Origin of the sequence: Pseudoalteromonas sp. UCD-33C (assembly GCF_001306895.1) — a bacterium.
GTDB lineage: Bacteria > Pseudomonadota > Gammaproteobacteria > Enterobacterales > Alteromonadaceae > Pseudoalteromonas.
In genome coordinates this window covers 13,121-32,171 of sequence record NZ_LJTB01000019.1, presented here as the reverse complement: position 1 = coordinate 32,171, position 19,051 = coordinate 13,121, and the positions used below count along the sequence as shown (strand labels likewise).

General features: G+C 42.5%; 16 protein-coding genes, 1 tRNA gene and 2 rRNA genes. 10 read left to right on the top strand and 9 right to left on the bottom strand.

Going from position 1 to position 19,051, the window contains the following annotated elements; genetic code table 11:
• Nucleotides 1-202, top strand: a 23S ribosomal RNA gene (locus AOG26_RS19655); the annotation flags it as partial.
• Nucleotides 203-390: 188 nt separating this feature from the next.
• Nucleotides 391-505, top strand: a 5S ribosomal RNA gene (rrf, locus tag AOG26_RS19650).
• 906 nt (nt 506-1,411) lie between these two features.
• Here the strand turns inward: rrf and AOG26_RS19645 are convergent.
• From AOG26_RS19645 to cysG, 7 genes are all read right to left on the bottom strand, one after another.
• Nucleotides 1,412-2,674 carry an aromatic amino acid transport family protein gene (locus AOG26_RS19645; RefSeq protein WP_054564013.1) on the bottom strand — a complete coding sequence of 421 codons (1,263 nt, stop codon included), beginning with the start codon at nt 2,672-2,674 and terminating at the stop codon, nt 1,412-1,414.
• A gap of 153 nt (nt 2,675-2,827) precedes the next feature.
• A complete protein-coding gene (locus AOG26_RS19640) occupies nt 2,828-3,019 on the bottom strand; it encodes a hypothetical protein (RefSeq protein ID WP_054564012.1) in 192 nt (63 codons plus the stop codon).
• A 171-nt stretch (nt 3,020-3,190) separates the two neighbouring features.
• Nucleotides 3,191-3,961 carry a 3'(2'),5'-bisphosphate nucleotidase CysQ gene (gene cysQ, locus AOG26_RS19635; RefSeq protein WP_054564011.1) on the bottom strand — a complete coding sequence of 257 codons (771 nt, stop codon included), beginning with the start codon at nt 3,959-3,961 and terminating at the stop codon, nt 3,191-3,193.
• 3 nt (nt 3,962-3,964) lie between these two features.
• Nucleotides 3,965-4,561 (bottom strand): adenylyl-sulfate kinase, encoded by a 597-nt coding sequence (gene cysC / locus AOG26_RS19630; RefSeq protein ID WP_054564010.1) that lies wholly within the window; start codon nt 4,559-4,561, stop codon nt 3,965-3,967.
• 144 nt (nt 4,562-4,705) lie between these two features.
• A complete protein-coding gene (gene cysN / locus AOG26_RS19625; RefSeq protein ID WP_054564009.1) occupies nt 4,706-6,130 on the bottom strand; it encodes a sulfate adenylyltransferase subunit CysN in 1,425 nt (474 codons plus the stop codon).
• Nucleotides 6,130-7,029: a sulfate adenylyltransferase subunit CysD gene (gene cysD / locus AOG26_RS19620; protein WP_054564008.1), complete on the bottom strand. Its 900-nt coding sequence runs from the start codon at nt 7,027-7,029 to the stop codon at nt 6,130-6,132. The genes cysN and cysD overlap by 1 nt, the downstream gene beginning before the upstream one ends.
• Before the next feature lie 35 nt (nt 7,030-7,064).
• Nucleotides 7,065-8,486 (bottom strand): siroheme synthase CysG, encoded by a 1,422-nt coding sequence (cysG, locus tag AOG26_RS19615; protein ID WP_054564014.1) that lies wholly within the window; start codon nt 8,484-8,486, stop codon nt 7,065-7,067.
• 271 nt (nt 8,487-8,757) lie between these two features.
• Here cysG and deoC point away from each other — a divergent pair, with 271 nt between their 5' ends.
• From deoC to AOG26_RS19600, 3 genes are read left to right on the top strand one after another with little or no spacing between them, the layout of a single operon-like run.
• Nucleotides 8,758-9,501: a deoxyribose-phosphate aldolase gene (gene deoC, locus AOG26_RS19610; RefSeq protein ID WP_054564007.1), complete on the top strand. Its 744-nt coding sequence runs from the start codon at nt 8,758-8,760 to the stop codon at nt 9,499-9,501.
• Nucleotides 9,491-9,991: a hypothetical protein gene (locus AOG26_RS19605; RefSeq protein WP_054564006.1), complete on the top strand. Its 501-nt coding sequence runs from the start codon at nt 9,491-9,493 to the stop codon at nt 9,989-9,991. The genes deoC and AOG26_RS19605 overlap by 11 nt, the downstream gene beginning before the upstream one ends.
• A gap of 18 nt (nt 9,992-10,009) precedes the next feature.
• Nucleotides 10,010-10,858: an SPFH domain-containing protein gene (locus AOG26_RS19600; RefSeq protein ID WP_054564005.1), complete on the top strand. Its 849-nt coding sequence runs from the start codon at nt 10,010-10,012 to the stop codon at nt 10,856-10,858.
• A gap of 40 nt (nt 10,859-10,898) precedes the next feature.
• Here AOG26_RS19600 and AOG26_RS19595 read toward each other — a convergent pair whose 3' ends face one another.
• Nucleotides 10,899-12,032, bottom strand: coding sequence for a CsgG/HfaB family protein (locus AOG26_RS19595; protein WP_054564004.1), 1,134 nt, complete (start codon nt 12,030-12,032; stop codon nt 10,899-10,901).
• A 125-nt stretch (nt 12,033-12,157) separates the two neighbouring features.
• Nucleotides 12,158-16,042, bottom strand: coding sequence for a hybrid sensor histidine kinase/response regulator transcription factor (locus tag AOG26_RS19590; protein WP_235575520.1), 3,885 nt, complete (start codon nt 16,040-16,042; stop codon nt 12,158-12,160).
• 216 nt (nt 16,043-16,258) lie between these two features.
• Here AOG26_RS19590 and AOG26_RS19585 point away from each other — a divergent pair.
• From AOG26_RS19585 to rplA, 5 genes are all read left to right on the top strand, one after another.
• A tRNA-Trp gene (locus AOG26_RS19585) sits at nt 16,259-16,335 on the top strand.
• Between the two features lie 132 nt (nt 16,336-16,467).
• Nucleotides 16,468-16,845, top strand: a complete 378-nt coding sequence (gene secE / locus AOG26_RS19580) for a preprotein translocase subunit SecE (protein WP_036971579.1) — start codon at nt 16,468-16,470, stop codon at nt 16,843-16,845.
• A 4-nt stretch (nt 16,846-16,849) separates the two neighbouring features.
• Nucleotides 16,850-17,407: a transcription termination/antitermination protein NusG gene (gene nusG, locus AOG26_RS19575; protein ID WP_054554826.1), complete on the top strand. Its 558-nt coding sequence runs from the start codon at nt 16,850-16,852 to the stop codon at nt 17,405-17,407.
• Nucleotides 17,408-17,622: 215 nt separating this feature from the next.
• Entirely contained in the window at nt 17,623-18,051 is a 429-nt protein-coding gene (gene rplK, locus AOG26_RS19570; protein ID WP_054554827.1) for a 50S ribosomal protein L11, read from the top strand.
• A gap of 4 nt (nt 18,052-18,055) precedes the next feature.
• Nucleotides 18,056-18,760: a 50S ribosomal protein L1 gene (rplA, locus tag AOG26_RS19565; protein ID WP_054564002.1), complete on the top strand. Its 705-nt coding sequence runs from the start codon at nt 18,056-18,058 to the stop codon at nt 18,758-18,760.
• Nucleotides 18,761-19,051 lie beyond the last annotated feature (291 nt).

Here is a 19,051-nt window from a genome sequence, read left to right as displayed (position 1 = left end):
CCAATGGCACTGCCCGGTAGCTACGTTCGGAACTGATAAGCGCTGAAAGCATCTAAGCGCGAAGCAGGCCTCGAGATGAGTTCTCACTAGACTTTTAAAGTCTCTGAAGGGCCGTTGAAGACTACAACGTTGATAGGCAGGATGTGGAAGTGGTGCGAGCCATTAAGCTAACCTGTACTAATTACCCGTGAGGCTTAACCATACAACGCCAAACGCGTTTTATGACAGCGTAACAGACAGAAGTTAAGACACTAAAGTAGATTTTACTTGATATCAGAATTCCAGATTTATGTAGGGTGAACCGCAACGCTTAATGCGAAATCAGTTCACCTTGCGCAAAGGACTCGTAAGCGCTACGCGCTTTGTCGAGAATCCTTTCCACGCCTTTTGCTTGGTGACAATAGCGTTTTGGACCCACCTGACCCCATGCCGAACTCAGTAGTGAAACGAAACAGCGCCGATGATAGTGTAGCAGCTGCTATGTGAAAGTAGGTCATCGCCAGGCTCCAAATAAGAGAAAGCCCGATTCGAAAGAGTCGGGCTTTTTTGCGTTTGGAGCTGTCAGCTTTCAGCCATCAGACATCAGCTGAACTGCGGGGTTTTTTAGTACAGAGTCACCCTTAGCAAAACAACCCCTGTAGGAGGCACTTCAGTGCCGAATCTAGACCAGAACAAACACATTCATGGCTAAAGCCATTCCTACGTGATGAGAAGGTTAGACATTAGATGTCAGTTGATCTACAGGGAATGTAGTACAGAGTCACCCACAGCAACAAAACCCCGTAGGAGGCACTTCAGTGCCGAATTCAGACCTTTACAAACACATTCATGGCTAAAGCCATTCCTACGTGATGCGTATCTCAGATGTCAGCTAAGCGGTGGGGTTGTCCTGTACAGAGTCTTCTTCAGCAACAAACCCCGTAGGAGGCACTTCAGTGCCGAATCTAGACCATAACAAACACATTCATGGCTAAAGCCATTCCTACGTGATGCATATCTCAGATGTCAGTTGAACTGCGGGGTTGATTAGTACAGAGTCACCCACAGCAACAAAACCCCGTAGGAGGCACTTCAGTGCCGAATCAGACCATAACAAACACATTCACGGCTAAAGCCATTCCTACAAGTACACTTTGCCTAGAACCTAGAACCTAGAACCTAGAACCTAGAACCTAGAACCTCTGGCATAGAGAGACTCTTACCCAAACACCTATCGCGCGGCTGATCGCTGACGGCTGAAAGCTGATAGCTCTGTGATGTGTTGGGCTTCACTCCGCTCTACCCAACCTACGCCAGACCTCAAAACTTTACTCTTTCAACTTTCCCCTTTCTAACTTCACTCTCACAACTAAAGAACCAAAAAAGCCCAGCCGGTTTCCCGGCTGGGCTTCTATATCTAACAATGATGAGATTACTTAATCATGCTGTAGATAAGTGCAAACACAGCTAGAGAGCCAACTGTTAATACAAACAGTGTGCTTAAGCGGTTTCTGTATTTGTGTAAGCTAGGTACTTTATAAACGGCAATCATCGGCATGATGAAAAGGATCATGGCGATGATAGGGCCTGATAGTTGATCCATCATGTCTAAAATACTTGGGTTGATCACTGAACAATACCAAATAGCGAAGAACATGATAACAGTGCCAATTTTATCAACGAGTTTAGGGTTCATATGGGCTTGCTTACTAACAAGACCATTAAAGCTTTCACGGGCACCTAAGAAGTGACCTAAGAACGAAGAGGTAATTGCAATAAAGGCAACTAGTGGCCCTAAGGTCGCAATAAACGAGTTATCAGTGATATTGGCAAGGAATGACAAGATAGACACGTTATCAGCTTTTGCTTGTACCATTTGCTCAGTAGATAGTGACAACACACATGAGAATACAAACAGTAAAACAAACACGATTAATAGTAGACTGGTACGCTTCAGAATTGCTTCTGACTTCATTTTAGCATTGTTGCCATAGTGAGCACGCTGTACATGTACAAAGCTTGATATCGCAGCTGCGTGGCTAAATGAGAATACGATGATAGGTATTGATAACCAAAGTGTTTTCATGAAGCCAGAAAACTCAGGCACTGTTACATCTGGCATTTGCCAACTTGGGATCAAGTAAATCGATAAGAAAAACAAGATAGCGACGAGAGGATAAACAAGGATTGCAAAAGCACGTAACATCAATGCTTCACCACCTAGCATTAAACTGATCATACCGCCAACGAGCACACCAGATAACAGTACGCGTGGTGGCGACTCCATACCTAATTGATTAACGATAAAACTGTCTACTGTATTGGTTAAGCCAACACCATAAATAAGTAAGATAGGGAAGATAGAGAGAAAGTACAGTAAAGATATTAAGCGCCCTGCATTAATGCCAAAGTGTTCTTCTACAACATCGGTAAAATCCGCTTCAGGCTTTTTTGATGATAAAACAAATCGGGCTAAACCTCTGTGAGCTAAGTAGGTCATCGGAAAGGCAAGGCATGCCATGATAATCAAAGGCCAAAATCCGCCGATACCGATATTAATTGGTAAGAATAAAATCCCTGCACCGACTGCGGTGCCAAATAAACTTAACACCCATTGGGTGTCATGAAGGTTCCATTTTGAGTTACTACTTGTTGTCGATGCATCATACGGCATAGCATCTTGATGTGTGTTCATTAGCACTCCACTATTAGAATAATAATTGTCGCGCAGCATATAGAAAAGCGATTAAGAATGCATGTTTTAGCGTTGTATTTAGATAACTATGCTGTAAGGAGAGACTTACAAAGGAAGGTGGCAGGGCTTATTTATAAAGCCCTGTTGTGGTATTTATTCTGCTGTTGCAAGTGCGCGAGCTTTAATGTCTGCGGCAAATGCTAAACCTTTCTTAAAACGTGCCTCAGCTGCAGTGATTTCACTTTCATCACCATTAGCGGCAAGTACCCCTTGTGAAAGGGCTTTATATAGTGCGCTAATTTGGGCCTCGTAGCCGGCTTCAATTGCTTTTTCAACAGTCGTCATGGTTATTCCTTTAATAGTTTGAGAGAGCAAAATACTATAGGAACAAAGGCTTATTGGCTAGGTTAAACTGATTGTAAAATAAGGAGTATTAAAGGGGCTAGAGTTAAGATGACAGGATAGATGCTGGGTTTCGCTACGCTCTACCCAGCCTACGATATTTAACGGAACGCTCTAGTTATGTAATGCCGATACGACAAAAAACGGATTCAGATACTCTTCTTTACTGTTATACAGTAGTGGGCTGCCATCGAGTTTGCTAACCGTTGCACCTGCTATTTCGGCAATTGCATGACCTGCTCCGGTATCCCACTCACAGGTTGGGCCAAGGCGCGGGTATATATCTGCACTCCCTTCGGCAACAAGGCAAAGTTTTAGTGAGCTGCCTTTTGAAACCATTTCTACATCTTCAAACTGTTTTACGAATTCAGCTAAATCTGGAGAAGGGTGTGAACGACTGCCGACAACACGGATAAGTCCTTTATTAGGCTTGCGGGTTACCTTTAGTTCGATACGCTCATCACCTTTATCTTTAAAGGCACCTATTGCTTCAGCAGCAATATACGACACACCTAATGCTGGTGCATCAACAACAGCTAATACCGGTTTACCTTTTTCTATCAAGGCAATGTTTACTGTAAACTCGCCATTTTTTTTAATGAACTCTTTGGTGCCATCAATTGGGTCTACTAACCAGTAGCGGTGCCAAGTTTGACGAATATCCCAGCTAATATCAGCGCTTTCTTCGCTTAGAATTGGTACATCAGGGGTAAGATGTTGTAAGCCATTCACAATCACTTTGTGAGCTGCTAGGTCGGCGTCGGTCACTGGGCTTTCATCAGCTTTGTACTCAACATTAAAGTCCTTTTCGTAAATCCCCATTATTGCGCTACCGGCTTGGCGTGCGAGGAGTAAGATTTCTTCTAGCAGTTCCGTTTGATTCATGACTTAACCTATAATTTGCTGTTGTTTTAAATACGCTACCAGCTCTTGCACCGATTGGTCTAGGGTGTTTTTGCTAGTATCGATTTTAATTTCTGGCGATGTAGGGATTTGATAGTCTGAGTCGATACCAGTGAAGTGCTTAATTTCACCTGCTCGCGCTTTTTTATAAAGCCCTTTAGGGTCGCGTGTTTCACACACGTCGAGGGGGGTATCTAAAAATACCTCAATAAACTCACCATCCTCTACTAAGTTTCTTACCATATCGCGTTCGCTTTGAAATGGCGAAATAAATGCGGTTAATACCACAAGACCGGCATCGACCATTAGCTTTGCAGTTTCACCAACGCGGCGAATGTTTTCCACGCGGTCTTCATCAGTAAAGCCAAGATCTTTGCACAAGCCATGACGAACATTGTCACCATCGAGTAGATAGGTGTGAACACCTAATTGATTTAATGCGCTTTCTAGTGCGTTCGCAACTGTGCTTTTGCCTGAACCTGAAAAACCAGTGAACCATAGAATGGCAGGCTTATGCTTTTTTTGCTCACTACGCTGTGATTTGCTAATGGCGTAATTATGCCAAACGATATTTTCATCCATTATCTTTACTCCAATGATTGAGGAACCAAAGCTCTCAAAATAAAGAAATAGATTTAAAGGGGTGAGAGTGTGGTAATCAAATATAAATAGTAATGCTGGCTTTAAAACGTTTGTTGTCTTATAGCCAGCATTGTCTTACCTAGCTTATTTAAGTTGGCTTATATCAAGCGCTTGCCAATGAGGGAAGTGCTTGCGTACTAAAGCATTAAATTCAACTTCAAAGTCGCTAAAGCTACTTTGTTGCTCTTCAGTGCTAAGTAATTGCTCAATCATACCTGCCGCAACGGTTAGGTTTGATAGGCGGTCAATTAGGATAAACGCACCTGTTTCATGGTTGTTGTGGTACTCATCAGCCAAAATTGTTTCTGTAAGCTCTAAGGTTACAATCGCAATTTCGTTAAGTTGTAATGAGTCTGCTTGACCATGCTCAAGGGTATTTACATCAATCGTGTGATCGATTTTTCTTACTACTGCCGAGGTGTTTTTGCTGCCTAACTTAAAGTTATAGCTTTTACCTAATACTAACGGTGCTTCATGCATCCATACTAATTTAGCTTTAATACGGTTTGTAACAGCGGCTTTTGAAGCGGCTGGCACAATCACATCGCCACGGCTGATATCAATTTCGTCGTTTAACGTTAAGGTAATTGCTTGACCTGCTTCAGCTGTATCTAAGTTGCCATCGAAAGTCACAATCTCTTTGATGCTTGAGCTTTTACCTGATGGTAATACCTTTACCGCATCACCCACGCTGAACTTGCCAGACGTTAAAGTACCTTGGAAGCCGCGGAAGTCTAAGTTAGGGCGTACCACATACTGGACCGGAAGACGTGCTTCAAACCCGTTATCAAGTTCAGCAGCTGGTGAGTCTTCAAGTAACTCAAGTAGCGGTTTATCTGTATAGTAAGGTGTGTGCTCTGAGCGTGTAACTACGTTGTCACCTTTAAGCGCTGACATTGGCACAAACTTGATATTAGTAACGTTTAGTTGCTCTGCAAACTTAAGGTAATCCGCTTTGATTTTCTCATATACGGTTTCATCGAAATCGACGATATCCATCTTGTTGATAGCAACAACAAACTGCTTAATACCTAATGAGTCACAGATAAAGCTATGACGCTTAGTTTGTACTTGTACGCCGTAACGAGCGTCAACTAAGATAATCGCCACATCACTGGTTGATGCACCGGTTACCATGTTACGCGTGTACTGTTCATGTCCTGGCGTATCAGCAATAATGAACTTACGTTTTGCTGTTGAGAAGTAACGATAAGCAACGTCAATGGTAATACCTTGCTCACGTTCAGCTTGAAGACCATCTACAAGGAGTGCTAAATCGAGCTCTTCACCGGCATTACCGACTTTTTCATTATCTTTATGCAGAGCTGCAAGTTGGTCTTCATAAATTTGGTGACTGTCGTGTAAAAGGCGGCCAATCAGCGTTGATTTACCGTCATCCACACTACCACAGGTCAGCATGCGTAAAAGGCTTTTGTCTTGTTGACGTGCAAGGTAGGCGTCGATACCTAACTCTCTTACTTCATTAATCGTGTCGTTTGTTTTAGACATTAGAAATAGCCCTCACGTTTTTTCTTTTCCATTGAACCAGCAGAGTCGTGATCAATCACGCGGCCTTCACGCTCAGAAGAGGTTGAAAGCAGCATCTCTTCAATAATTTCAGTTAAGGTACCTGCATTTGATTCCACAGCACCTGTCAGCGGGTAACAACCAAGGGTACGGAAACGGACAGATTTCATTTGTGGTACTTCGCCTTCTTCTAATGGCATACGCTCGTCATCAACCATGATTAGCGTGCCGTTACGCTCAACGACTGGGCGTTCTTTAGCAAGGTAAAGTGGAACCATTTCAATGTTTTCTTGGTAGATATACTGCCAAATATCAAGTTCAGTCCAGTTAGATAACGGGAATACACGAATGCTTTCACCCGGGTTAACTTGGCTGTTGTACGTATTCCAAAGCTCTGGACGTTGGTTTTTTGGATCCCATCTGTGGTGTTTGTCACGGAATGAGTAAACACGCTCTTTAGCACGTGATTTCTCTTCGTCACGGCGTGCCCCACCAAACGCAGCATCAAAGCCGTATTTATCTAACGCTTGCTTTAAGCCTTGCGTTTTCATGATGTCGGTGTGCTTTGCTGAGCCGTGTACAAATGGATTGATATCAATCTCTAACCCTTCAGGGTTTTTGTGGACGATTAAATCAAAGCCATACTCTTTAGCTAGGCGGTCACGAAACTCGATCATTTCCTTAAACTTCCAGTTGGTATCAACGTGTAAAAGTGGAAATGGGATCTTTGCTGGATAAAACGCTTTACGCGCTAAGTGTAATAACACTGATGAATCTTTACCGATTGAGTAAAGCATCACCGGGTTTTCAAACTCAGCAGCAACTTCGCGCATGATTTTGATACTTTCAGCTTCTAATTGCTGAAGGTGTGTTAAAGCCATTGTTAGTCGTCCTACTAAAATGATTAAAAGTTAAATTAAGCTACGCCAGTAATTGGCTGGGCAAAGCTGCTGGTTTGCTCTGTTTGACCAAACCATGCAAGCTGATGATGCAATGATGCAACTTCGCCAATAATTAATAAGGCAGGTGAAATAATGCTATGGCGCGAAATCAAGTCGGCCAGCTCACCTAATTGCCCTGTTACCACACGTTGTTCTTTACGTGTGCCGTTTTCAATAATGGCAACGGGGGTATCTGCACCGCGGCCATGTTTTAATAGTTGTGCTTGAATATGTGGTGATTTAATCACTCCCATATAAATCGCTAAGGTCTGATTTGGCTTGGCAAGTGACTGCCAATCTAATTCTTGACCATCTTTTTTACAGTGACCCGTTACAAACTGAATAGCTTGCGCATGATCTCTGTGAGTAAGTGGAATACCAGCATAAGCGCTACAGCCTGCAGCAGCAGTAATACCCGGTACGATTTGGTAGCGAACTTTATTCGCGGCAAGAACTTGTACTTCTTCACCACCACGACCATAAATAAACGGGTCGCCACCTTTAATACGGCAAACTTTTTTGCCTTGCTTGGCAAAATCGACCAACATCTGATTGGTATCTTCTTGCGCTACGCTGTGATCGCCTAAACGTTTACCTACGCAAACTAGGTCGGCATCACGGCGTACTAAATCCATAATTTCATCAGAAACTAAGTAGTCATATACAACTACGTCGGCTTGTTGCATTAACTGTAGTGCTTTTAAGGTTAGTAGCTCAGGGTCACCTGGGCCTGCACCTACAACATACACTTCGCCTTCTGGTTCTGGCTTTGCATCTAATAATTGCTCTAACTGCGCTGTTGCAGCTTCGGTATTACCCGCTTGTACTTTGCTTACAACTGATGAATCAAATACGCCTTCCCAAAACTGACGACGATCAGCAAAGTGTTTAAAGCGTTGTTTTACTTTGTCGCGAAAGCTACCAACTAATGTAGCAAGTGGACCAATATGCTGTGGAATAAGCGTTTCAAGTTTTTCACGTAAACGACGTGCTAATACTGGCGCTGTGCCTGCGCTTGAAATTGCAATTGTGATTGGATCACGGTCAACAATTGATGGAAAAATAAAGCTGCACTTAGGTTGATCATCCACCACGTTAACGAAAATATTGCGCGCATTAGCAAGTTCGAACACATCTTTGTTAACGCTGTCTATATCAGTTGCAGCGATTACCAGCATTTGCTGATCTAAATACTGTTCTTTGAAAAAGTCGTTAATGAGTGTTACATCACCTTTCTCAGCAAGTTCTCGAAGTTCATCACAAAATTCAGGGGCGACTAGCGTCACATGAGCACGCGCTTTTAAAAATGCACGGCATTTGCGTAATGCGACATCTCCACCGCCGACTACCAGCACAGGTTTGTCGTCTAATTTGGTAAAGATTGGTAAATATTGCACTTTGTTCTCACCCCTAAAACACATCAAGAAACTGCTTATTGCAGGCAAGCAGAATATAGTGCTCTAAAAAAAGTAAAAAATAATTAAAACCAAGTTTATATAACTAAAAGTTATACTAGGTGGTTTGTTTTGGCTTAAGGCTTAGTTAACAAGGGATTGCGGCGAGTTACAAGTAAATAAGCAGCCTTATGGTGATTAGTTATGATTTATAGCCGAATGATAAAAATTTGCTACTATAGGTCACTAATATGGCAACACAAATATAAGAGCTATGACTAAAATGCAAACAAGCGCTGCCCAAGCGGTGGCACTGATGGACTTAACAACTCTGAATGACAGCGACACAACAGAAACCATTAATAACTTGGTTGCCAGTATTGAGCCAACGTTAGGCATTCCTGCAGCGGTCTGTGTGTATAGCCAGTTTGTAAGCGATGCAAAGCTTGCTCTCGCTGAGCGCGAACTACAGCAAGTCAAAGTGGCTACAGTTACGAACTTTCCTAGTGGGGATGAGCCGTTAGAGCAAGTGTTAAATGAAACCCTATTTGCCATTGAACGCGGTGCTGATGAAATTGATTTAGTGATCCCCTACAAAGCGCTTATTGGTGGTGATGAGCGCAAAGTTTTAGAGTATGTCAAAGCGTCAAAAGAGGCATGTGGCACTCAAGCGCAGCTTAAAGTCATAATCGAAAGTGGCGAATTAAGCGATGACCTCATTGCAACAGCAACTCAGTTGGCAATTAATGGCGGCGCTGACTTTGTTAAAACCAGTACCGGTAAAGTGACTGTAAATGCAACGCTAGCTGCAACTGACATCATGTTAAATACTATAAAAGCGAGTGGTAAAAAGGTTGGTTTTAAGGCGGCAGGCGGGGTCAGAACAGTTACCGATGCTGCTGATTATTTAGCCCTAGCCGAATCAATTATGGGTGAAGCGTACTTACAACCCGAGCTATTTCGTTTTGGCGCTTCTGGGTTATTAAAAGATGTGTATGCAACATTAAATGAATCGTGAAAGTGAACAAGAGAAAATAGCGCTCGAGCACGGCGCAGCAAAGTTGTTTTTGCGCTGTTACGAAAAGCAGTTTGGCGTAAGTATGCGTAATATTTGGCATAACACGCCAAGCAAACCAGACGTGAGTTGTTATAAGGGTGATGAACGGCTCGATATTGAAGTCGCACATTTATATGCCAGCGAAACAGAAGCAATGGCGGTGTTAGGTCGGCCGCTGTCTATCTCAATGCAACGAGATCTCGCTGAAATGGCTTTAGCACCGAGTAACGAGCGTCTGCACTGTGCTTTGTATCGCTTACTGGCACAAAAAGCTAAGAAACACTACGAGTCTACTCAGCCTTGGTTATTAATTCGAAATGCCAGTACTATATGGCATCTTGATGATTTTAAGTCAGTACTTACTCACCTTGATGTGCCAAAGCAGCATCCATTTCAACAAATTTGGTTGTTATGTGATTTTTATCGTGGTGAGTTATTACAAATTTTATAATGGAATGAGATAACAACAATGAAATTTAAACGTTCAGGGACGCAAACACTTCTATCGAGTGTTTTTCCAAGTTTAGCATTAGCAGGTTTAGTGGCTGTATCGCTCACGGCATGTACTAACCCAAGTACACCAGCGGGTGAAGAGGGTTACGTATTTGAAAAGCCGCGCGTGTTTGGTGAAGGCGGTTATCAAGGCACTATGATTGGCCCAGCTAATTACGGCATGTCACTTTGGCGTAATCAGGTGATTAATATTGATATGCGCCCGAATACGTATACTGAAGCATTTAAAATCTTAGCTAACGATGACTTAAACATTAGTTTTGATTTTCATGCGGTCATTTCAATAGAAAGCGGCTCTGTCAGAGCGGTGGTTGAGCAATACGGTGGTGAAGATTGGTATCCGCGATTTGTCCGTGAAACATTTAGAACTTATGTGCGTGATATAGTGCAGCAATACGATAGTGGTGTGTTAAAAACTAATCGCGAGAAAATAGCAGCAGAAGTAACAGCTCGGTTAAAAGCGTATTTAGAACCAACGCCATTTAAGCTCGCCAATGTCGTAGTGGGAAATATTAATTATCCGGCTATTGTTGCTAATGCTGTTGAGAAAAAGTTGGCTGCACAACAATTACTGTCTGAAAAAGAAACGCAAAAAGAAATTGCACGGAAAGATGCTGAGATACGTGTAGAAGAAGCGAAAGGTATTGCACAGGCACAAAAAATTATTAATGCCACTTTGACGCCAAATTATCTACAACATGAAGCTATTAATGCGCAGTTAAAGATGGCTGAGTCACCTAACCATACAACAGTTTATATTCCTGTTGGTAACAATGGTGTACCACTGGTGAAAGGTACAAACTAAGGTTTTAAACAGCCAGCGCGGGCACTGGCTGTTAGTTTGCTTAGTTAAATTTAAACATACTGCCAAAGCTTTCTAAACTTGATTTGTTCGTTTTGGCAATACACCCTGAATCATCAAGAGACTTTTTAGTCGTCTCATCAGCAAGGCCTGTCACTTTCAGCTTTTTTTCTTGCTGATACTCAGTGAGCGCAATCACCGTTGCTTCATCGTACTCTACGTCTTCTATTTCATATTCTTCGTAGTGAGGCTGCCTTTTCAAATAACCCAAACAAACCAAATTCAGTCGTGACATCGCTAAGTCTGTTTTTTCGTAGTAAGGCATTCTGTGAGTAGGAACACTAACCGATGCAACTGGCTTTTTAGCAGGAGCTGCAGCTGCGGTTACTTTTAGTGGTGCAGGGGCTGTATGGCCTGCTGCAATGGTGTTATCGCTATTATAGCGATAATAAGTTGTTGGCACTTTTGATTCTAAAAACTCAACGGCTTTTACGATCACTTCACGCAGTGCTTTTTCTTTTGGCGTGTTTGACCAGCTACTTAAGTTGCCACCAGCGAGTGCGCCACCAAAATTGGTTGCTGCTGATGTAAAGTCAAAATCTTTACTGCCACCTTCAACGCTGGTAGCGGCTAGAATACGAGAAGTACGCGTATCGATTAAGCGTAAATCTATTGCCATGTGCGAACTTGAAAAACCCGCCGATACCGAGCTAAATACATCGCCGATAAAGCCACCACTGCCGACACGAGTGCCTGAGTTGTCATCATCAAACTCTGTAACAGCGGCAACCACAACAATTTCGGCTCCCTCTATTTCACCATACGCAGCTCCTGATGCTGCACTCACACGGCCTGACACAGCAAGGTCTTGTTCTGATAATACGGCATCAAGTGCTTGTCGCTCTAAAACAATAAAGCGATTGGTGCTAACTAATGCCGTTGTGAGTTGATCGGCCATACCTTCACCAATTTCTTTACGCCACCAACGTGAATCGTTTGATTTATCAGTAAAGCGGGCAACAGCGATCCGAGCTTTTGGGCCATTGTACTGCTGCTGTGCAACTTCGTTTATATCTGGGCTATTGTTATTGCTGGTGGTTGTCGAAGTACTCTGGCATGCAGTCAGTGCTGCAGCAAGTAACGTAATCGAAATTGCTTTGTGTGTTTTGGTGAGCATATGACTTTCCTTAACTTATATCTCATGCAGTAAATAACGCCGCACTATGGGCTTTGTTGTTATTGACGTTTGAATGGATAAGCTATAAAAATCAGTGTTTTATTAATAGCACTCAGGCGAAAACTTTATTCACTGACGCGAAATTCGGCATGTTTTTGATATTTTTCTCGATACTGTTTTGGTGATAAGCCAACATAGCTTTTAAAGCTTCGGGCAAAATAGCTTTGTGAACTAAAACCTGCTTGCTCCGCTACTTGACCAATTGCTAACGCGCTATCGGTTAGCTGTTTTTTTGCAAACTCTAAGCGAGTATTACGCAAATAATCAGAAGGCGTTTGTGAGTACAAGGCTTTCATTTTTAGTTGCAGAGCTCGAGAGCTTAAACATAACGCAGAGGCTAGTTGCTCAACCGAGAAGCTTTCATCTTGGTAATGCGCTTGTACTATCTGCTTAAGCTTTTCTGTAAAAGAGTAATCTTTATTTTGTACTGTTACTGCCGCTGTATCGCTATTCAGAGGAGCTGCCAGTTGTGCTGTTAGGTGTTGGTTTAAAATTTGTCTCAGATTAAGCAGTCCTTTTACTCTGCTTACTAGTAGAGTCGGTTCAAAAGGTTTACTTAAAAAGTCATCAGCTAATAAATCAAGCCCTTTTAAGCGGCTTTGGGTATCTGCTTTAGCTGAAAGTAATAATACTGGGATATGGCTGGTGGCCGGGTTTGCTCGAAGAGCTGCTAATAATTGATAACCATCCATATTTGGCATCATCACATCACTAATAATGAGTTCAGGCAGGTCTGTCTGGCAAAGGTCGAGAGCTTGCTGACCATCAGTTGCACAGATACAGTTAAACTCGTTATTAAATAAAGAAAGGAGCAGCTCTGCCATTTCCTCATTATCCTCAACAATCAGCAATGTCTGTTGTGAGGTATGAACTTGCATAGCGCTATTTGCTTGATTATCAGCACTTTCAATCATAGGCAATGACACAGTAAAGCAGCTACCTTCAGCAAACTTACTGCTTAAGCTGATAGAGCCACCGTATTGTTCAACGAGTTGTTTTACTAAGCTCAGGCCAATACCACTTCCTGGTTCTGACGATGTTAAGCGAGTAAAGCGCTGAAAAATAGACTGCTGATGCTCACTGGCAATACCCACACCGGTATCAGTAATTTTAAACTGTAACGCTTGTTGCACTTCACTAAGGTGAATATCGACAGTGCCACCTGAAGGGGTGTACTTAAGTGCATTGCTTATCAGGTTACTGAAAATCGAGTGGGCATGTTCAGGAGCAAGGTTAATTTTAAGTGCTGTAGTGGTGGTGTCAGTGAAGCTAAATTGCAGCTGTTTTTGCTCATACAGAGGTCTGAAATCCGCCACTAAATCTGTTAAAAATGGCGTAATAGAATAGGGGCTGACAGTGTAAATTGCCGTGCTTGGACGTTGACTCAGTTGTAAAAGTTGATTGATGAGCTCTAGTAAGCGCTGGCAGTTACGTTTAATACTGGCTAGTTGCGTTTGAGCTTGAGAGTCTGCATTGCTTCGCTGTAACTGACTTACCGGAGCGAGTATTAAGCTAAGTGGTGTTTTGAGTTCGTGGCTGATGTTATCTAAAAACTGATCTTTTAATTTGTTTAACTCAATTTCGGTTTGCTTCTCTTGCTCTGCTAGTTTGCGCTTGTACAAGGCATTTAACACAAGCCAAGTCAGTGCTAAAGCAAACGTAAAGTAAATGCCGTAGGCTAATTTAGTTTGCCACCAAGGAGGCACAACAGTAAGTTCTAACAGCTGTGTACTGTCACTCCATTGGCCATATTGATCTTTTGCTTTTAGCAATAACTGGTAGTGACCAGCAGGCAGCTGTGGATAGTTAATTTGTCTAAGGGATGCATCGGTATATAAAAATTGCTCATCAAAGCCAGCTAGCTTGTAGCCATATTGGTAATGTTTTGGAGTCGAGCCATTTTTTAATGCACTAAATTTAAAGCCGATAACCCCCGCTGATTTTGCAAACGAGAATGTCTGAGTTGCACTAGCAAGCGTATTGGTTTGCTTATCAAAATGATTACTTTTAATTGCTCGGTTATTAAGTAATAACTCAGTTAACACTGGAGTAGGGGGAGTGTGCGATAAGGTTAGTTGCTCAGGGTAAAAATGATTGTAGCCATTAATACCCCCAAAAAATAACTCGCCATCGTCAGCTTGAAAGCTCGCACCCAGTATAAATGACTGGTGTTGAATACCATCTTCAGGCAAAAACTGCTGAATTTGCTGTGTGCTGGAGTTATAGCGAGTGAGTCCGCCATTGGTTGCAAGCCAAAGCGTGCCTTGTTTATCGGCAAGAATGTCAAAAATGTTGTCATTAGCTAATCCTTGCTGCTCAGTTATGTGTTTCACTGTGAGGGTATGTTTATTGACCTGATTCAAGCCTTGCATGGTGCCAACCCAAATGCTGTCTTCACTGAGTAATAAAGAGGTAACCATATTGTGGCTAAGCCCTGTCTCGCCTGAATCTTGCTCATCTAATAATCTAAATTCCTCTGTTGAGATATCGAGTTTATTGAGTCCTGCTCGGGTACCAATCCATAGTGCGTGCTCTTCATTATCATAAGCCAAAGTAAATACGGTGTTGTTGGCAAGGCTATTTTGCGCATCATTGTGCTTATAGTGAGTCACCTTGGCAGAGGTTGGTTCAAAGCGGGTTAAGCCTTGGTTACTACCTAGCCAAAGTGCACCTGTTTTGTCGCTGGTAATTGCGTAAACACGATCACTGGCTAGCTGGTGGCTTTGCATGGTGAAAGTTGTAAACTCATCAAGGCTGTCTTGATACTTAATTAAACCGCCACCGTAAGTACCAATCCATAATTGCTGGTTAGCATCTTCGTGTAGGGCAAATATATTGTTATTAGGTAGGGCGTTTTTAAAGTGTTGATAACCAGACGTTGTTTTGCGGTTGAGTCCATCACGGGTGCCAACCCATACCTCACCATTGGCTCTCTTAACTATTGAACGAACAAAGTTATGACTTAACGAATTTGCTTGAGAGGTTTTTAATTGATGAGAGAACTGTTGCTGCTTAGGATCATAGCGGTGCACACCATAGCCATCTGTGCCTAGCCAAATAACACCTTGCGAGTCTTGAAAAAGAGAAAGCAGATAGTCGCTGCTTAAGCCGTTGGGGTTTTGTTTGTCATGGCGATATTGAGTGAATCGCTCTCGTAAGTCAGCACCTGCAGGTAAAAGGTATAGACCTTGCCCGTAGCTTGTAAGCCAAAGGTTTTGCTGTTGGTCAACGAGGCTGTCTGTTACCCAGGTTCCATTAAACTGTTCGATTTTTTCACTACTTTGCGTAGCTAAATTTAATATATAAAGACCTTTTTTAGCGCCAATAAGCAGCTTTTCGTCATTAAGCAACTTGAGATGCCAGAGCGGTACGGCGATCTGAGCATGCTGAGTAAATTGCTCAGTAATTGGATCAAATGAAATAAGCCCTTTATCTGTGGCAAGCCAAATTAGTTCATCGGTAATAACAATGTCTCGAACCAATGGCTGGGCTGATTTATAGTGAAAGTGTGTAAAACCATTATTTGATACATCAAAACGGGTTAACTTACCGTGTTCGTGACCTAGCCAAAGAATATCATCTTTAGCTAACGCCATAGACCAGATTTTATCTTCACTCAGTCCATCATTATTAGATGTAGAGTAAGTCTCAAACAGACCGGTTTTAGGGTTGAGTCTATTAAGCCCTTTGCTTGCAGTCGAAAACCATAGCTGGTTTTTACTATCTTTAACACAGCCGGTGATCCAGTTCCCTGAAATGCTTTTATGATCGCCGTTAGCTTTAAAACGCTTAAATTCATAACCATCAAAGCGATTTAAGCCACCTTGTGTAGCAAACCATAAAAAGCCTTGCTGGTCGGTGATGCTGCAAGTGATTGAATTTTGGCTGAGGCCTTGCTGACTATTAAAAGTGCTAAGGTGTAAAGAACGGGCACTAGCCTGATTAGCCATCAACAAAATGAGGCATAACAATACAATATTAAAAGAGGATTTTAATAGCAGCACACTGATCCATGTTGTTTTATGTTCCTGTAATGGGTTTATGATAAACTGCTTTTTAATCAATGTTAATATTGATTTTTAAACGAACTGATGAGATTTTAACTAATGGGTATCTTTTACTCTTGTGTTAATGAATTGCGTAAGTATAATAGGCATCCACTTTGCAGGGGCGTAGTTCCAATTGGTAGAACAGCGGTCTCCAAAACCGACGGTTGGGAGTTCGAATCTCTCCGCCCCTGCCACTTTTTACACAATGTGTGCTAAGTCTGAAATTAAAAATCGGTTTAAACAAGTCAGTTTTTAAGTTTAGATTTTAATGGATTAACCCTGCCAGAGCGCAGGGTTGTTGTGTCTGTAGTTAAGGTAAAAATATTATGAGCACGAATGTAGAAACACCATCAAGTGCGATGGATTCAGTAAAGTGGATTGTAGCAATTGCGCTACTAGCAGGCGCAGTCGTTGGTAACCACATGTATGCAGACCAATCTGTATTATTACGTGCTATTGGTGTAGTGGTTGCTGTTGCAGCTGGTTTAGGCATTGCCTCACTAACTGAAAAAGGTCGTACTTTTCTTGCATTTGCAAAAGAAGCACGTATCGAAGTACGTAAAGTTGTGTGGCCAACTCGCCAAGAAACAACACATACGACATTAATTGTAATGGTTGCAACTGTGATTATGGCGCTTATCCTTTGGGGATTAGATGGCATTTTATTCCGCGCAGTAGGCTTTTTAACTGGATTGGAGATCTAATCCCATGTCGGATGAGAAGAACGAAAAGAAACTACGTTGGTACGTAGTACAAGCTTTCTCTGGTTACGAGAAGCGTGTAGCACAAACTATTCTTGAGCACATCAAGATCGAAGGTTTGGAAGATAGTTTTGGTGAAGTATTAGTACCAACTGAAGAAGTTGTTGAGATGCGCGCTGGCCAAAAGCGTAAATCTGAGCGTAAATTCTTCCCAGGTTACGTACTAGTTCAAATGGACATGAACGATGCAAGCTGGCATTTAGTGAACAGCACTGCACGTGTTATGGGCTTCATTGGTGGTACGTCTGATCGTCCAGCACCAATTAGCCAAAAAGAAGCTGACCGCATCTTAAACCGTCTTCAAGAAAACTCTGAAGCACCTAAGCCAGCTACATTATTCGAGCCAGGCGAAGTTGTTCGTGTTATCGATGGTCCATTTGCTGACTTCAGCGGTGTTGTTGAAGAAGTTGATTACGAGAAGAGCCGCGTGAAAGTGTCTGTTCTTATCTTCGGTCGTTCGACACCTGTTGACCTTGAATTTGGTCAAGTTGAGCAAGACAAGTAAGTAAAAAAATTAAAGCTGCCAAAATCGTTTAATATTTTGGCAATACGCTTGAAAAAGGTCGCTGATTAACTTATAATCAGCGGCCTTTTTGTGTTAGGGCAAGTTACAACTTGTTTTATCACTAAAAAGTGAGAACCAATTTTTAAACTGGGAAGCCGTTAGAGTACGCGTCCTCGCGCGCACAAGGCTATGACCCACCAAATGAGGTATTTATTATGGCTAAAAAAGTTGAAGCTATTATCAAGCTACAAGTTGCCGCTGGTATGGCTAACCCTAGTCCTCCAGTAGGTCCAGCACTAGGTCAACACGGTGTAAACATCATGGAATTCTGTAAAGCGTTCAACGCACGTACAGAATCTATCGAAAAAGGCGCTCCAGTTCCTGTAGTGATCTCTGTTTACGGTGACCGTTCTTTCACGTTCGACATGAAAACTCCACCGGCTGCTTACTTACTTAAGAAAGCTGCAGGCATCAAATCAGGTTCTGGCCGTCCTAACACTGAAAAAGTGGGTACAGTAACTCGTGCTCAACTTGAAGAAATCGTTGAGACAAAACGACCTGACCTTACAGCGGCTGATATGGACGCTGCAGTTCGCACTATCGCAGGTTCTGCGCGTGCGATGGGCTTGAACGTAGAGGACTAAGATAATGGCAAAATTAACTAAACGTATGCGTACAATCCGCGAAAAAGTGGATGTAACTAAAGATTACGAAATCAACGAAGCAGTTGCTCTTTTAAAAGAGTTAGCGACAGCTAAATTCGTAGAAAGTGTTGACGTTGCTGTTAACCTTGGTATCGATGCTCGTAAATCTGACCAAAACGTTCGTGGTGCAACTGTACTACCTAACGGTACTGGTCGTGAAGTTCGTGTTGCTGTATTCACACAAGGCGCTAACGCAGATGCTGCGAAAGAAGCTGGTGCTGAATTAGTGGGCATGGAAGATCTTGCTGAACAAGTTAAGAAAGGCGAGATGAACTTTGACGTTGTTGTTGCATCTCCAGACGCTATGCGTGTTGTTGGTCAACTAGGTCAAATCTTAGGTCCACGTGGTCTAATGCCAAACCCTAAAACTGGTACTGTAACTCCTAACGTTGCAGAAGCAGTTAAAAACGCGAAAGCAGGTCAAGTTCGTTACCGTAACGACAAGAACGGTATCATCCATACTACTATCGGTAAGGTTGATTTCACTGCTGAGCAACTTCAACAAAACCTTGAAGCTCTTATTGTTGCGCTTAAGAAGGCTAAACCTTCTCAAGCAAAAGGTACTTACGTGAAGAAAGTAACTATCTCTACAACAATGGGCGCAGGTGTTGCTGTTGACCAAAACTCTCTAAGCACAGTTGTTGCTTAATTAAGAGTTTACATGGCGCGAAATTTGAACTATAATTTTGCGCCATTTTGTTGAGAAAGTTAATTTCGAAACAAGTAAAGAATTCGGGTTGAAGTCCATAATTTCGTAATGCCTTCGGGTAAAAACGATAAATTGGGCTTCCGTCCAAGACCGTAGGCGGCTTCGGCCTTAATATTTTACCTACGTAGACGGTGTGAATCCCCAGATAGATTTTTCCTAATCTTCTGGCTCTCGCCGTAAAAAGCATCTCCATCTTTGATGGGGAAGAGTAGAACAGGGAAGCCAATTTCG